Source organism: Microbacterium canaveralium (assembly GCF_047238045.1).
Classification (GTDB): domain Bacteria; phylum Actinomycetota; class Actinomycetes; order Actinomycetales; family Microbacteriaceae; genus Microbacterium.
Map to the genome: position 1 here is coordinate 651,512 of NZ_JBDFMA010000003.1, position 14,605 is coordinate 666,116.

The window sequence follows — 14,605 nt, forward strand, 5'->3', positions numbered from 1 at the left end:
CGGCGTCCAAACATGGCGGACATGAGCGAGATCACCGCACACCACGGACTGCTGACCGACATCGACCTCCACGTCGACGACACCGGCGGGGCCGGCCGCCCCGTCGTCCTCATCCACGGCTGGCCCCTCTCGGGCGAATCGTGGGCCCACCAGGTCCCCGCCCTCGAGGCTGCGGGCTACCGCGTCGTCACGTACGATCGCCGCGGTTTCGGGCGGAGTGACAAGCCCCGCACCGGATACGACTACGACACGTTCGCCGACGACCTGCACGCGGTCCTGGAGGAGCTCGATCTGCGCGATGCGACGCTCGTCGGATTCTCCATGGGCGGTGGCGAGGTCGCCCGCTACCTCACGCGCCACGGTGCCGACCGCGTCCGCAGCGTCGTCTTCGCCGCGGCCGTCCCGCCGTACCTCGCCCAGACCGAGGACAACCCTGAGGGGCCGCTCGACAAGGACACCGCCGACGGCATGGAGAAGGGCCTCAAGGAGGACGAGAAGGCCTTCTATCACCAGTTCACGACCGACTTCTTCTCGGTCGACGGAACTCTCGCCGTCCCGGCATCCGAGCAGGCCGAGGCCGAGCGGCTGGCAAACCAGGCCGACCACCACGCGGCGCTGAAGGCCATGGAGGCCTTCGCGACCACGGACTTCCGTGACGACCTGAACAACGTCACGGTTCCGGCGCTCATCCTTCACGGCGACAGCGACGGGACCGTCCCGTTCGAAGGCTCGGGCAAGCGCACGCACGAGGCGATCCCCGGGAGCGAGCTGCACGTGGTGACGGGGGCTCCGCACGGCGTCAACGTCAGCCACGCCGACGAGTTCAACCGCGTGCTGCGGGACTTCCTGCAGCGCTGACCGCCCCTATCCGCCGCGTCCTCGACCTCGCCCGCGACCCCGCGGAGGACGCCTCCCGCACCCCCGGCACTTCGGAGCCGGGGGTGCGGTCGTGCGAGGCGGGCGGATGCCGGCGCCCCGCCGGCCGGCCCGCGTTTGGCCGTCGCATCCCGATGCCGTAAGCTAACCCTTTGGTGCCCGCCTCACTGCGAGCGGGTTACCCGAACGTGAGCCCTCCACCGGCCCAGTTCCCCGGTCGTCGACCGGAGAACCGACCACCGGAGCGGGATTCACGAACTCCTCCGTTCGATCAAGAAAGCAGCACTACTGTGACGCGCACTTTCACCCCCAAGGCCGCTGAGGTCACGCGCGAGTGGGTCGTTATCGACGCCACCGACGTCGTCCTCGGCCGCCTGGCCTCGCACGCGGCGGTCCTCCTCCGCGGCAAGCACAAGCCGACCTTCGCCAACCACATCGACTCCGGCGACTTCGTCATCGTGATCAACGCCGAGAAGGTCGCGCTCACGGGTCAGAAGCTCCAGAAGAAGATGGCTTACCGTCACTCGGGCTACCCGGGTGGTCTGAAGTCGGTCAGCTACGAGGAGCTCCTCGAGAAGAACCCCGTCCGCGCGGTCGAGAAGGCCATCCGCGGCATGCTGCCCAAGAACAGCCTCGGCGCGGCGCAGCTCAAGAAGCTCAAGGTTTACCGCGGCGCCGAGCACCCCCACGGTGCCCAGCAGCCCACCGCGTACACCTTCGACCAGGTCGCCCAGTAAGCGCCGCCGGATAAGGACGAAACAGTGTCGAACATCGACCCCAGCAACTACAGCACCGAGACGCCGGCCGAGCAGACCGTCGTCGCGGCCGAGCGCCCCGTTCTCTCGGTCCCCGGCGCAGCCGTCGGCCGCCGCAAGCAGGCCATCGCCCGCGTGCGCCTGGTCCCCGGCTCCGGCACGATCACGGTCAACGGCCGCACGATCGAGGACTACTTCCCGAACAAGCTCCACCAGCAGCTCATCAACGACCCGTTCACGGTCCTCGAGCTCGCCGGCGCGTACGACGTCATCGCTCGCATCTCCGGCGGCGGCCCCTCGGGTCAGGCCGGTGCGCTGCGCCTGGGCATCGCCCGCGCGCTCAACGAGATCGACGTCGAGAACAACCGCCCGGGTCTGAAGAAGGCCGGCTTCCTCTCGCGCGACGCTCGCGTGAAGGAGCGCAAGAAGGCCGGTCTCAAGAAGGCCCGCAAGGCGCCTCAGTACTCCAAGCGCTGAGTTCGACGCTCCGGATGCCTCTTTTCGGCACGGACGGGGTGCGGGGGCTGGCCAACGGCCTCCTCACCGCCGAACTCGCGCTGCACCTGGCCCAGGCGACCGCTGTCGTCCTGGGCCAGGGCCGTTCGGCGGAGGCGCGAAAGGCCGAAGGCCGTCGCCTCACCGCCGTCATCGCGCGCGACCCGCGGGTCTCGGGGGAGTTCCTCTCCGCCGCGGTCGCTGCGGGCCTGGCCTCGTCGGGCGTCGACGTGCTCGACGCAGGCGTCATCCCGACCCCCGCGACCGCGTTCCTGATCGCCGACCGCGACGCCGACTTCGGCGTGATGGTCTCGGCCTCGCACAACCCCGCGCCCGACAACGGGATCAAGATCTTCGCCCGCGGCGGCACCAAGCTCCCCGACATCGTCGAAGAGCGCATCGAGCGTGCCCTCGAGTGGGAGCGGCTGCAGCCGACGGGTGCCGGCGTGGGGCGGATCCGCCGCTTCGCCGATGCCGAAGACCGCTACGTGGTGCACCTGCTCGGATCTCTGCCGCACCGGCTCGACGGCATCCACGTGGTTCTCGACTGCGCGCACGGCGCAGCCGCGGGTGTCTCGCCCGAGACGTTCCGCGACGCCGGTGCGACCGTCACCGTGATCGGTGCCGATCCCGACGGTCTCAACATCAATGACGGCGTCGGCTCGACGCACCTCGAGGTGCTGTCCGAAGCCGTCGTGCGTCTCGGCGCCGACGTGGGTATCGCTCACGACGGCGACGCCGACCGGTGCCTCGCGGTGGACGCGCAGGGCAACGTCGTCGACGGCGATCAGATCATGGCGATCCTCGCCGTGGCCATGAAGGAGCGCGGCGCCCTCGCGCACGACACCCTCGTGGCGACGGTCATGAGCAATCTCGGACTTCACCGCGCGATGGCCGAGCACGGCATTCAGGTGAAGCAGACGGCGGTCGGCGACCGCTATGTGCTGGAAGCCATGGACGAGGGCGGATACTCCCTCGGCGGTGAGCAGTCCGGGCACGTGATCATGAGCGAGTTCGCCACGACCGGCGACGGTCTGCTCACGGGCCTGCACATCGTGGCGGAGATGGCCCGGCAGAAGAAGACGATGGCCGAGCTCGCCGCCATCATGACGGTGTACCCGCAGGTGCTGATCAACGTCCGCGGAGTCGATCGCGACCGCGTGTCCGACGATGTCGTGCAGGAAGCGGTTCGCTCCGCGGCGGCCGAGCTCGGCGACTCCGGTCGTGTGCTGTTGCGCGCGTCGGGAACCGAGCCGCTCGTGCGCGTCATGGTCGAGGCCGCGTCCGAGGACGTCGCCCGCGCCCACGCCGACCGGCTCGCCGAGGTCGTGCGGGAGCGCCTGGCCCTCTGACCCACGGCCCCCAAACCAGAGGATGCGCGGCCGCGGCACTGAGAAGGGTCAGTACTCCAGCGACTCGATGTACCGCAGGAGCACGCCCTCGCGCAGCGCCCAGGGGGAGACCTCGAGCTCGTCGACGTCCATCGCCTTCATCGCCCGCTCCACGACGATCGCGGCCGCGACGATCTGGAAGGTGCGGTCCGCCGTGATCCCGGGGAGGGCTTCGCGCGCGTCCGCGGGGATGCGCGCCAGTCGCGGGATCCAGTCCTTCAGTTCTCTGCGGGGCAGCACCATGCGGTCGATTCCCGACCACCCCGGAACCGGGTACCCGGCGAGCTTCGCCAGCGACCGGATCGCCTTCGACGACCCGATGACGTGGTCCGGGCGCGGGAGGGCGGAGAACCGTTGGGCGACCGGCGCGAGGACGGATGCCGCGTGCCGGCGCAGCGTATCGATCTCGTGCTCGCTGGGCGGGTCGTGGGGGAGGAACTGCACCGTGGAGCGCCCGGCGCCCAACGGCACCGACTCGGCGAGCTCGGGCAGTTCGTCGGCGCCGCCGGCGATCTCGAGCGACCCGCCGCCGATGTCGAAGAGGAGGATCTGGCCCGCCGACCAGCCGAACCAGCGCCGCACCGCGAGATAGGTGTACCGAGCCTCCGTCTCGCCACCGAGCACCTGCAGCGGTTGGCCGAGGACATCCTCGATAAGAGCGATGACACGCTCCCCGTTGGTGGCCTCGCGCACCGCCGAGGTCGCGGTGGCGAGCAGTTCGTCCACGCCCTCCGCGCGCGCCTTCTCGCGCGCCTGGGTCACGGCATCCACGAGTCCCTGGACGCCCTCGTCCGAGATCGAGCCGTCGGGTTCGAGGTAGCGCATGAGGCGCAGCACCGAACGGTGCGACGTCGTCGCGGTGGGCCGTCCGCCGGCGCGAGCGTTCGCGACCAGCAGGTGGACGGTGTTGGAACCGATGTCGAGTACCCCGAGTCGCACGCTCCGAGCGTAGTGCGAGGCCGCGGGTAGCATGGGCGGGTGTCCGCCGCCGAGACCGCCGCGCCCGCGCCGTCGCTGAGCCCCTACCGTCAGATCGATCGCGCCGATTGGGCCCGCATGGCCGGGGGCATCGAGCAGCCGCTGACCGAGACCGAGGTGGTGCAGCTCCGCGGTATCGGCGACCGGCTCGACCTGCGCGAGGTCGCCGAGGTCTACCTGCCGCTGAGCCGGCTGCTGAGCCTCTACGCGCGCTCCACGCGTCGGCTCGGCGCCGACACCAGCGAGTTCCTGGGCGAACCGGATGCCACGACCCCCTTCGTCATCGGGGTCGCCGGGTCGGTGGCGGTGGGGAAGTCCACGATCGCGCGGTTGCTGCGCGAGTTGATGAGCCGCTGGCCGGACACTCCGCGCGTCGCGCTCGTGACCACGGACGGATTCCTCTACCCCAATGCCGAGCTCGAGCGGCGGGGACTGATGGATCGCAAGGGCTTCCCCGAGTCGTACGACCGCCGGGCGCTGGTGGAGTTCCTCAGCGAAGTGAAGTCCGGAGCCGAAGAGGTGCGGGCGCCGTTCTACTCGCACGTGCGGTACGACATCATGCCCGACGCCCACGTCACCGTGCACCGTCCCGACGTCGTCATCGTCGAGGGGCTCAACGTCCTGCAGCCCCCGCCGACGCCGAACGACGTCGCGGTCAGCGACCTCTTCGACTTCTCGATCTACGTGGATGCCGAGGCCGCGCACATCGAGCGGTGGTACGTCGAACGGTTCCTCGCGCTGCGCGACAACGCGTTCACGAACCCCACGTCGTTCTTCCGCGTCTTCGCCGACATCAGCGACGAGGAGGCGGTGTCGCGCGCGCTCGGGTTCTGGCGCGATATCAACCTTCCGAACCTCGAGGAGAACGTGCTGCCCACCCGCCACCGCGCGAAACTCGTGCTCCAGAAGGGCGCAGACCACACCGTCGAATCGGTGCTGCTGCGCAAGCTCTGACGCCCCCGGCCCACGGGGGATCCCCCAGGCACGGCCCCGTAGACTCGGAGGCTATGTGCGGAATCATCGGATACGTGGGTCCTCGTCAGAGCCAGGACATCCTGCTGGCGGGCCTGTCACGGCTGGAGTACCGGGGATACGACTCCGCCGGCATCGCCGTGATCGACGGCGACGGCGGCCTCGGCATGCGTAAGCGCGCCGGCAAGCTGTCCGTTCTGCGGGATGACCTGGCATCCACGCCCCTCGCCGACGGCACCACGGGCATCGGACACACGCGCTGGGCCACGCACGGTGGACCCACCGACGCCAACGCGCACCCGCACCTGGCGGACGACGACAAGCTCGCCGTCATCCACAACGGCATCATCGAGAACTTCGCCGAGCTCAAGAGCGAGCTGGTCGGCGAGGGCATCACGTTCCGCAGCGAGACCGACACCGAGGTCGCCGCCGCCATGATCGGGCGCGAGTACGCCCGCACGGGCGATCTGGTCGCGGCATTCCGCGCCGTCGTGTCCCGCCTCGAGGGGGCGTACACGCTGCTCGCGATGCACAAGGACCACCCCGGCCTCGTCGTCGGTGCCCGCCGCAACTCGCCGCTCGTGATCGGCCTGGGCGAGGGGGAGAACTTCCTCGGCTCCGACGTCGCCGCGTTCGTCGAGCACACCCGCAAGGCCCTCGCGATCGGTCAGGACGAGATCGTCGCGATCACGCCCGAGGGTGTCGAGGTCACCGACTTCTCCGGCGCCGCGGTCGAGGTCGAAGCCTTCGACGTCACCTGGGACGCGTCGGCCGCCGAGAAGGGCGGATGGTCGTCGTTCATGGCCAAGGAGGTCTCGGAAGAGCCCGAGGCCGTCGCCAACACCATCCGCGGCCGCATCCACGAGGGCCGTGTGGAGATCCCCGAGCTGGACGGCATGGACGAGTTCCTCGCCGGCATCGACCGCATCCTCGTCATCGCGTGCGGCACCGCCGCGTACGCCGGCATGGTGGGCAAGTACGCGCTCGAGAAGTGGACGCGCGTCCCCGTCGATGTCGAGCTCGCGCACGAGTTCCGTTACCGCGACCCGGTGCTCTCGCCCCGGACGCTCGTCGTCTCGATCAGCCAGTCCGGCGAGACGATGGACACGCTCATGGCCGTGAAGTACGCCCGCTCGCGCGGCGCGAAGACGCTGTCGATCTGCAACACGCAGGGCGCGACGATTCCGCGCGAGTCGGATGCCATCGTCTACACGCACGCCGGCCCCGAGGTCGCGGTCGCCTCGACGAAGGCCTTCGTCGCGCAGATCACGGCGCTGTACCTTCTCGCGCTGCACGTCGGCCGCGTGCGCGGCGCCGTCGACCCGGTCGTCGCCGTCGAGGCCGTGACCGAGCTCGAGGCCGTCCCCGGCAAGATCGCGCGCGTGCTCGAGACCGAGCAGGCCCGCATCGAGCAGCTCGCGCACTGGATGGCCGACACCCGGTCGGTGCTGTTCCTCGGCCGTAACGTCGGGTACCCGATCGCGCTCGAGGGCGCCCTCAAGCTCAAGGAGCTGGCGTACATCCACGCCGAGGGCTTCGCGGCCGGCGAGCTCAAGCACGGCCCGATCGCCCTCATCGAGCCCGGCCAGCCGGTGTTCGTCGTCGTGCCGTCGCCGCGCGGGTCGGGCGAGATGCACAAGAAGGTCGTGTCGAACATCGAGGAGATCCGCGCCCGCGGCGCCCGCGTTATCGCGATCGCCGAAGAGGGCGACGTGGCTGTGCTCCCGGCCGCCGACGAGGTGCTGCGCATCCCGCTCGCCGCCCCGATGTTCGAGCCGCTGCTCGCCGTGGTGCCGCTGCACATCTTCGCCATGGGCCTCGCCGAGGCCAAGGGCCTCGACGTCGACCAGCCGCGCAACCTCGCGAAGTCGGTCACGGTCGAGTAATCCGCGGGCTTTTCGGGGTCGGATGCCACGGGCATCCGGCCCCTCGCCGTTTCGCTCGGCGACGACAAGCACCGGCAGAATGGACGGGATGCCAGGGAGGGAGGGCGCATGATCGTCGGAATCGGCGTCGACCTCGTCGACGTGCCGCGCTTCGAGCAGCAGCTCGCGCGCACGCCCCGGCTGCTCACCCGCCTGTTCGCGCCCGCCGAGCGGCTGCTGAAGCCCCGGTCGCTCGCCGCGCGGTACGCCGCGAAGGAGGCGCTGATCAAGGCCCTCGGCGGCTCCGACGGCGTGTACTGGACCGACATCGAGGTGACGCCCGAGCCCTCGGGGCGTCCGACGTTCACGCTCACCGGCGAGACCGCGGCGACCGTGGCCGCGAGGGGGATCACGGCGCTGCACCTCTCGATGTCGCACGACGCCGCGCTCGCGACGGCGTACGTCATCGCGGAGGCCGGACCGGCTGCACCCGAGGCGGGGCCCGCCGAACCGATCCGGGAGGAGCGCGCATGAGAATGGCATCCGGAGTGCTCCGCGAAGCGTTGATCGACGTCGACGCGATCACCGAGAACGTGCGGCACCTGCGCCGACTGACCGGCGTCGAGGTCATCGCCGTGGTCAAGGCCGAAGGCTACGGGCACGGCGCGCACCGTGCGGCGGTCGCGGCGCTGCGCGGCGGCGCGACGCGGATCGGCGTCTCCGATATCGACGAGGCGCTGGCGCTGCGACGCCGGGGCCTCCGCGCACCGGTCTTCGCGTGGTTGCACGCGCCGGGGGCGTCCTTCGTCGAGGCCGTGCGGGAGGACGTCGAGCTCGGGATCTCCGACATCGACCAACTGCTGCGGGCCGGGGAGGCAGCTCAGGGCGGCCGCGCCGCCGCCGTGCACCTGAAGATCGAGACGGGGCTGTCGCGCAACGGCATCCCGCCCGCCGACTGGCGCGTGGTGTTCTCCGAGGCCGCACGCCTCGAGCGGATCGGTCGTCTGCGGGTCGTGGGGCTGTTCTCGCACCTGTCGAACACGAGCGAGGCCGACGACCGCGCGGCCCTGGCGAAGTTCGAGGAAGGTGTCGTGCTCGCCGCCGCGGCCGGGCTCACCCCGCCGCTCCGGCACATCGCCGCGACCCACGCCGCGATCGCCCTTCCCGAGGCGCGGCTGAACGCCGTGCGCATCGGCATCGGCATCTACGGCATCTCACCGTTCCACGACCGCAGCTCGGCCGACCTCGGCCTGCGTCCCGCGATGACGCTGCGCGGGGCCGTCGCCGCGGTGCGCCGCGTCCCGGCTGGCACGGGGGTGTCGTACGGCTACGCCTACCGCACCGAGACCGACACCACTCTCGCGCTCGTGCCCCTCGGGTACGCCGACGGCGTTCCGCGGCAGGCGTCGGGTCGTGGACCCGTGTCGATCAACGGCCGCCGCTTCACGGTGGCCGGGCGCATCGCGATGGACCAGTTCGTCGTCGACGTCGGAGATCACCCCGTCGCCGTGGGAGACGAGGCCGTGCTGTTCGGCGATCCGACGCTGGGTGTGCCCGCGGCGCGTGATTGGGCGGATGCCGCGGACACGATCGACTACGAGATCGTGACCCGGATCGGTCCACGGGTGCCGCGACGGGAGGTGGGCGTGTGAGCGTTCCCGATGAGCTGCTGGGTGAGCGCGAGATCGCCGGACCCGCCGACATGGAGGAGCTCGGACGCGCGCTGGGCCACGCCCTCGAACCCGGTGACGTGGTGGTGCTCACCGGTCCGCTCGGCGCCGGCAAGACGACCTTGACCCGCGGGATCGGCGAGGGGCTCGGCATCCGGGGTCCGGTCCAGAGTCCGACGTTCGTCATCGCTCGGACGCACCCGTCGCTCGTCGGCGGGGCACCCCTGGTGCACGTGGATGCCTACCGGCTGGGCGCCGCCGTCGAGCTCGACGACCTCGACATCGATGTGGAGCACTCGGTCGTGATCGTCGAGTGGGGCCGCGGTGTCGCCGACCACCTCGCCGACTCCTGGTGGGAGATCGAGATCTCGCGTCAGACCGGCGGTCGAGGTGTGGACAACGCGTGCGGCGAGATCGCCCCGCACACTCTCGACCTGGACGCCGATGCCCCGCGGACGGTGACCATCTCGCGTCGCCCCTGACGCCTCAGGTCGGCTGCCGGTCGCGCCGCGAAGGCGAACGGCGGTCGGGCTCGGCGGTCCACACGTCGCGCAGGGCGCGCAGGGTCTCGTACGCCTGCTCGACGTGGGCGAAGTGCCCGCTGTCCTCCAGCACCGTCTCGCGATACCCGGGGATGCGCCGGCGGGCGTCGCGCGCGTCCTGACGCCCGGCGAACACGTCGTGCCGGCCGCGTACGGCGCGAACCGGTGCGGTGATCCGCTTCCACGCGGCGTCGTCGTGGGTCCGGGCGGCACGGGCGGCGGCGAGGAAGGCCGCGGGCCGGATCTCGTCCGCCAGAGCGTCGGAGACCGCGGTGTCGACACGATCCGGATGCCGGAACAGCGGGCGCGCGAACAGCCGCAGGGCGCCGATGCGACGCAGTCCTCGAAGGAGGGGACGCGCGAGGGGACCGATACCGCGGAGGATGCCCATCGCGGCGACCATGCCGCCGAATGCCGGGAGCACGGTCCACCCGGAGACGGGCCGGCGCATCACAGCGCGCACCGCCGCACCGGTGGGGGAGACGAGCCCCACGGCCACGGTCTGCGCGGGGAACGCCGCGGCGACATCGAGGGCGACGACGGCGCCGAGGGAATGGCCCACGACGCGCCAGCGCGGATACCCCAGGGCGCGGGCGACCGCGACCACCGCTTCGGCGGCATCGGTGGGGGCGGGGACGGGGCCGGGCGACTCGCCCCACCCCGGCAGGTCGATCGCGATGACGTCGTCGAGGGGGATGCCGAGCCGTTCGGCGGCGCTGAGCAGTGGCATCCACGTCCGCCACGATCCGGCGGCGCCGTGGAGGAGCACCGTCGCAACGGCTCCGGCAGAGCTCCGACCGGCGTGCACGACGATCGGGCCCGCGGCCGTCGGCACCACCACGCGGCGCAGCTGTCGTTCCATACCCCTTCTTCGGAGCCGAGGGCCTCGCCGGATGCCCCTGGTCCGGGCTGTTCCCCACCCATGTCCCACTTATGGCCGGTGGGGGCCGCCTGAAGTGGCCGAAAGTGGGACATGCACCGCCAGAAGGGGGACGAGGTACGCCGGACGGGCGGTCGGCGGCACCGGTGTCGGGCGCCCCGGATACCCTGGAACGGTGATCCTCGGCATCGACACCTCCCTCGGCACCGCCGTGGCGGCGATCGCGCGCGACGGCGAGATCCTCGCCGACGAGCAGAGCGCGAACCCGCTCGGGCACGCCGAGGTCATCGGCGATCTGCTGAGCCGAGCCGTTCGCGTGGCCACGCACCCGACGCACGTCGCGATCGGCATGGGTCCGGGTCCCTTCACCGGTCTTCGCGTCGGGATCGCGACCGCGCGCGCGTTCGCTCTCGGGCGTGGCATCCCGGTCGTCCCCGTCCCGAGCCACGACGGCATCGCGCTCGGCATCCTGCTCTCCGATGCGCTCACCGGCACCGACACCCCGCGCTTCGCCGTCGTCACCGACGCACGGCGAAAGGAGTTCGCGTACAGCGTCTTCGACGGTATCGACGACGACGGACTCCCCGTGCGGATCACGGATGCCGTGCTCAGCCCCCGCGACGACCTCGACGCACGACTGGCCGAGGCCGGGGCGGTGCGGTACGACGCCACGAGCGTCTCCGCCGCCATGATCGCGCTCGCGGCGGCCCGGGCGCTCGATGCCGGCCGCGTCCTCGCCGGATCCGAGCCGTTGTATCTGCGCAGCCCCGACGTCGTGGCCGCGCATGCGCCGAAGCGGGTGAGCGCGTGACGACGCGCGCCGCGACCCTCGACGACCTCGACGCGATCATGGCGCTCGAGCACGCCTCGTTCCCCACCGACGCGTGGAGTCCGGCGATGATGCGCGAAGAGCTGACGTCTCCGCACGGTTGGTATGTCGTGGTGGAGGAGGCGGGGCGCCTCGTCGGGTACGCGGGGCTGCGGGCCGTGCGCGGGGCGAGGGATGCCGACATCCAGACCATCACGATCGCCGAGACCGCGCGCGGACGCGGGAGAGGCCGCGCTCTGCTGACGGAACTTCTCGCCGAGGCCGAGCGTCGTGGGGTGCACGAGGTGTTCCTCGAGGTCCGCGCCGACAACCCCGTCGCGCAGACGCTGTATGCCTCGGAGGGCTTCGCCGAGATCGGCCGTCGCCCGCGGTACTACCAGCCCGACGACGTCGACGCGATCGTCATGCAGCTCGACCTGCGGGCGTGGACCGCGCGCCGCACGCCCGATGACGCGGCGACGACCGGAAAGGGATGGTGCTGATGGACGCGCCCCTCGTCCTGGGTATCGAGACCAGCTGCGACGAAACCGGGATCGGTATCGTCCGCGGCCGCCAGCTGCTCAGCAACACGATCGCCTCGAGCATGGACGAGCACGCCCGCTACGGCGGCGTCGTCCCCGAGGTCGCAGCCCGGGCGCACCTCGAGGCGCTCCAGCCCTCGATCGACGCGGCGCTCGCCGAGGCCGGGGTGACCCTCGCCGAGATCGACGCCGTGGCCGTCACGAGCGGTCCCGGACTTGCCGGTGCCTTGATGGTCGGCGTCGGAGCGGCGAAGGGTCTCGCGGTCGCCCTCGACAAACCGCTCTACGCCGTGAACCACCTCGTCGGACACATCGCGGCCGACATCCTCGATGCCGAGGCGGGGGAGCTGGAATACCCCACGGTCGCGCTCCTCGTGAGCGGCGGACACACCTCGCTGTTGCTCGTCCGCGACCTCACCAGCGACGTCGAACTGCTCGGGGAGACGATGGACGACGCCGCCGGCGAGGCGTTCGACAAGGTCGCCCGTCTGCTGGAGCTGCCGTACCCGGGCGGTCCAGAGATCGACCGCGCCGCCGCCGACGGCGACCCCACCGCGATCCGCTTCCCGCGCGGGCTCTCGCGCGCCTCCGACATGGCATCCCACCGGTACGACTTCTCGTTCTCGGGCTTGAAGACCGCGGTCGCGCGCTGGGTCGAGCAGCACGAGGCAGCGGGCGAGCCGGTGCCCGTCGCCGACGTTGCGGCGTCGTTCCGCGAGGCCGTGGTCGATGTGCTCGTCACGAAGGCGCTGGACGCCTGCGAGCGGTACGGCGTGCCGCGCCTGCTCCTGGGCGGTGGGGTGATCGCCAACAAGCGCCTGCGCGACGTCGCGATCGAGCGCGCCGCCGCCGCGGGCGTGGCCGTGCGGATTCCGCCGCTGCGGCTGTGCACCGACAACGGCGCCATGATCGCCGCGCTCGCCGCCGAGCTCATCGCGTCGGGCCGCCGCCCCTCGACCCTGGCGTTCGGCGCCGACTCCACCTTGCCGGTGACCGAGATCCAGGTCGCCGAGGATCCGGATGCCACGGCCCCCGGCCCCGTTCCCGTCGGGGCCGCCTCGTGAGTGAGCCGGAGCCGCTGAGCCGACGGGAGCGCGCGGCGGGCGAGAGCGCGCCGGTCCCCACCGCCGCGGAACAGATCGCGGCCGGCGACGCTTTCGACGGCGAGCGCTTGCCGACGGCCCAGCTCGAGCGCGCGGCGTTCGGCGAGCACGTTCTGCCGTGGAGCCCCCCGACGCCGACGGCGCCGCCCTCCGTCGCACCGTGGGCCCTGGCCGTTGCGATCACGGCACTCGTCGCCTCGCTGTTCGCGGGCGTGCTGCTCCCGCTCGGCGTGATCGCGCTCGTCATGTCGGTCATCTCGCTGCGTCGCGCGCACGACAGCCGGAGGGTGGCGATCTGGGCTCTCGCGCTCGCCGTCCTCTCGATCGTCTTCAGCGCCGGATGGCTCCTGTGGGCGCTGCCGCAGCTGTCGCCGGTCTAAGCCCCTTCCACGGCGCTCGCGCTCACCAGATCGCCGACGATGTCCCGGATGCCGGGACGCTCCCCGGTGCGCCCGACCACCCGCGGGCCGGGGGTCGGCCCCGGCACGGTGTGGCCCCCGCCGCGCACGACGTGGAGGGTCACCGGAGCACGGCCCTCCTGTCGGTAGGCGACAGTGTGGATCGCCGCACGCCCGGGCGCGGGGGCGGGGCCGTGGTCGGTGGACGGCGCGTCGGCGATGTCGTTGCGGCGCGCGAAGTACTCGGCGGTGGCGGTGGCCGACAGGGAGGCTCCGCCGACGCGGAATAGCGCGCGCGCCCACCACGCCATCGGTCCGCCCTCGAACGGGACGATGGGGTCCGCGGTTCCGGCCACGATCGCGATCGGCACGGGGCGACGCGTCGGCGCGCCGAAATCACCGAGGAAGTTCTCTCGCTCGGGCATCGTGGCCGCGACGATCGCCGCTCCCGCGAGCAGGTCGTCCGCCTCGTGCAGCAGGCGAATCACCATCTGGCCCCCGTTCGAGTACCCGACCCCGATGACCCTCGCGGTGTCGATGCCGTGGCTGCGGGCGAGGGATCGGACGACATCGCGGGCGAAGGCGACGTCGTCGATGTTCTCGCGGCGCGCGGGGAACGCGCTCGCCGCGCGTGCGTCGTTCCAGTTGCCGCGGTAGCCGTCGAGATACGCGATCACGGCGCGACCCTCGTCGGCGAGACCGTCCAGGGTGCCGCCGGTGAAGCGGCGGTGGATGTCGCCGCTCTGGCGCGACCCATGGAAGACGAGGACGACAGGGCGATCGGGCGGGCCGTCGGGGTCACCGACCACGACGAAGGTGCGCGTCCGGCCGGCGACCGAGATGGTGTGGGTCATGAGAAGTCCTCCTCACCCGGGGCGGCTCGCCACGGGGTCGGGGCGAGCGTATAGATTGACATCGTGTCAAGGTCAAGGCGGTGGCTATGAGGATCGGCGAGGTCAGTCGGCGCAGCGGCGTCAGCCCGCGCTCGCTGCGGTACTACGAGCAGCTCGGGCTCATCGACTCCGAACGTGAATCCAATGGCTACCGCCGCTACGACGACGTCGCGGTCGAGCGGGCGGTCGTGATCCACATGCTCTTCGAGATGGACTTCTCGCGCGAGATCGTCACGTCCGTGCTCGCGTGCACCGGCGACGCCCCCGCCGAGGCTCACGATGCGCTCGCCGTCCAGCTCGCCCGCGTGCGCGAGGATCTCTCCACGCGCATCGAGACGCTGATGGCGACCCGGCACCGCATCGATGATTTCCTCGCCGCCCGCGCCGCGGACACCGCGGCCTGAGGACGCGGTCCGGGCTTCGGCGAGCGTCTGCTT

Annotated in this window: 17 protein-coding genes; 14 read left to right on the forward strand and 3 right to left on the reverse strand. The window is 71.5% G+C overall.

Going from position 1 to position 14,605, the window contains the following annotated elements:
• Positions 1 to 21 precede the first annotated feature (21 nt).
• The 4 genes from ABC271_RS04060 (at position 22) to glmM (ending at position 3,478) form a co-directional block, all read left to right on the forward strand.
• Positions 22 to 858 (forward strand): alpha/beta fold hydrolase, encoded by an 837-nt coding sequence (locus ABC271_RS04060; RefSeq protein WP_412923612.1) that lies wholly within the window; start codon positions 22 to 24, stop codon positions 856 to 858.
• Positions 859 to 1,166: 308 nt separating this feature from the next.
• On the forward strand, positions 1,167 to 1,613 hold the full coding sequence (gene rplM, locus ABC271_RS04065; RefSeq protein ID WP_412923613.1) for a 50S ribosomal protein L13: 447 nt from the start codon (positions 1,167 to 1,169) through the stop codon (positions 1,611 to 1,613).
• Positions 1,614 to 1,637: 24 nt separating this feature from the next.
• Entirely contained in the window at positions 1,638 to 2,108 is a 471-nt protein-coding gene (rpsI, locus tag ABC271_RS04070) for a 30S ribosomal protein S9 (protein WP_412923614.1), read from the forward strand.
• 14 nt (positions 2,109 to 2,122) lie between these two features.
• Positions 2,123 to 3,478 carry a phosphoglucosamine mutase gene (glmM, locus tag ABC271_RS04075; protein WP_412923615.1) on the forward strand — a complete coding sequence of 452 codons (1,356 nt, stop codon included), beginning with the start codon at positions 2,123 to 2,125 and terminating at the stop codon, positions 3,476 to 3,478.
• 48 nt (positions 3,479 to 3,526) lie between these two features.
• On the opposite strand, the gene ABC271_RS04080 is transcribed toward glmM, so the two are convergent.
• A complete protein-coding gene (locus ABC271_RS04080) occupies positions 3,527 to 4,456 on the reverse strand; it encodes a Ppx/GppA phosphatase family protein (RefSeq protein ID WP_412923616.1) in 930 nt (309 codons plus the stop codon).
• Positions 4,457 to 4,495: 39 nt separating this feature from the next.
• On the opposite strand from ABC271_RS04080, the gene coaA reads away from it, so the two are divergent.
• The 5 genes from coaA (at position 4,496) to tsaE (ending at position 9,484) form a co-directional block, all read left to right on the forward strand.
• Positions 4,496 to 5,449, forward strand: a complete 954-nt coding sequence (gene coaA, locus ABC271_RS04085) for a type I pantothenate kinase (RefSeq protein ID WP_412923617.1) — start codon at positions 4,496 to 4,498, stop codon at positions 5,447 to 5,449.
• 53 nt (positions 5,450 to 5,502) lie between these two features.
• Positions 5,503 to 7,353, forward strand: a complete 1,851-nt coding sequence (gene glmS / locus ABC271_RS04090) for a glutamine--fructose-6-phosphate transaminase (isomerizing) (RefSeq protein ID WP_412923618.1) — start codon at positions 5,503 to 5,505, stop codon at positions 7,351 to 7,353.
• A 108-nt stretch (positions 7,354 to 7,461) separates the two neighbouring features.
• Positions 7,462 to 7,866 (forward strand): holo-ACP synthase, encoded by a 405-nt coding sequence (locus ABC271_RS04095; protein WP_412923619.1) that lies wholly within the window; start codon positions 7,462 to 7,464, stop codon positions 7,864 to 7,866.
• Positions 7,863 to 8,984 (forward strand): alanine racemase, encoded by a 1,122-nt coding sequence (gene alr / locus ABC271_RS04100; RefSeq protein ID WP_412923620.1) that lies wholly within the window; start codon positions 7,863 to 7,865, stop codon positions 8,982 to 8,984. Before ABC271_RS04095 ends, alr begins: the two co-directional genes overlap by 4 nt.
• Positions 8,981 to 9,484: a tRNA (adenosine(37)-N6)-threonylcarbamoyltransferase complex ATPase subunit type 1 TsaE gene (tsaE, locus tag ABC271_RS04105; RefSeq protein WP_412923621.1), complete on the forward strand. Its 504-nt coding sequence runs from the start codon at positions 8,981 to 8,983 to the stop codon at positions 9,482 to 9,484. The genes alr and tsaE overlap by 4 nt, the downstream gene beginning before the upstream one ends.
• 4 nt (positions 9,485 to 9,488) lie before the next feature.
• Here the strand turns inward: tsaE and ABC271_RS04110 are convergent, their stop codons facing one another.
• Entirely contained in the window at positions 9,489 to 10,406 is a 918-nt protein-coding gene (locus tag ABC271_RS04110) for an alpha/beta fold hydrolase (RefSeq protein WP_412923622.1), read from the reverse strand.
• Between the two features lie 193 nt (positions 10,407 to 10,599).
• On the opposite strand from ABC271_RS04110, the gene tsaB reads away from it, so the two are divergent.
• The 4 genes from tsaB to ABC271_RS04130 are packed head-to-tail and all read left to right on the forward strand — an operon-like array spanning position 10,600 to position 13,257.
• On the forward strand, positions 10,600 to 11,235 hold the full coding sequence (tsaB, locus tag ABC271_RS04115; protein WP_412923623.1) for a tRNA (adenosine(37)-N6)-threonylcarbamoyltransferase complex dimerization subunit type 1 TsaB: 636 nt from the start codon (positions 10,600 to 10,602) through the stop codon (positions 11,233 to 11,235).
• Positions 11,232 to 11,735 (forward strand): ribosomal protein S18-alanine N-acetyltransferase, encoded by a 504-nt coding sequence (gene rimI / locus ABC271_RS04120; protein WP_412923624.1) that lies wholly within the window; start codon positions 11,232 to 11,234, stop codon positions 11,733 to 11,735. The genes tsaB and rimI overlap by 4 nt, the downstream gene beginning before the upstream one ends.
• Positions 11,735 to 12,838, forward strand: a complete 1,104-nt coding sequence (gene tsaD, locus ABC271_RS04125) for a tRNA (adenosine(37)-N6)-threonylcarbamoyltransferase complex transferase subunit TsaD (protein ID WP_412923625.1) — start codon at positions 11,735 to 11,737, stop codon at positions 12,836 to 12,838. Before rimI ends, tsaD begins: the two co-directional genes overlap by 1 nt.
• Positions 12,835 to 13,257 carry a hypothetical protein gene (locus ABC271_RS04130; protein WP_412923626.1) on the forward strand — a complete coding sequence of 141 codons (423 nt, stop codon included), beginning with the start codon at positions 12,835 to 12,837 and terminating at the stop codon, positions 13,255 to 13,257. The genes tsaD and ABC271_RS04130 overlap by 4 nt, the downstream gene beginning before the upstream one ends.
• Here ABC271_RS04130 and ABC271_RS04135 read toward each other — a convergent pair.
• Positions 13,254 to 14,129, reverse strand: coding sequence for a CE1 family esterase (locus tag ABC271_RS04135; protein ID WP_412923627.1), 876 nt, complete (start codon positions 14,127 to 14,129; stop codon positions 13,254 to 13,256). The genes ABC271_RS04130 and ABC271_RS04135 overlap by 4 nt on opposite strands.
• 86 nt (positions 14,130 to 14,215) lie before the next feature.
• Here ABC271_RS04135 and ABC271_RS04140 point away from each other — a divergent pair, with 86 nt between their 5' ends.
• The gene (locus ABC271_RS04140; RefSeq protein ID WP_412923628.1) at positions 14,216 to 14,572 is read left to right on the forward strand and encodes a MerR family transcriptional regulator; all 357 of its coding nucleotides are present in this window, start codon (positions 14,216 to 14,218) and stop codon (positions 14,570 to 14,572) included.
• Positions 14,573 to 14,605: the final 33 nt, after the last annotated feature.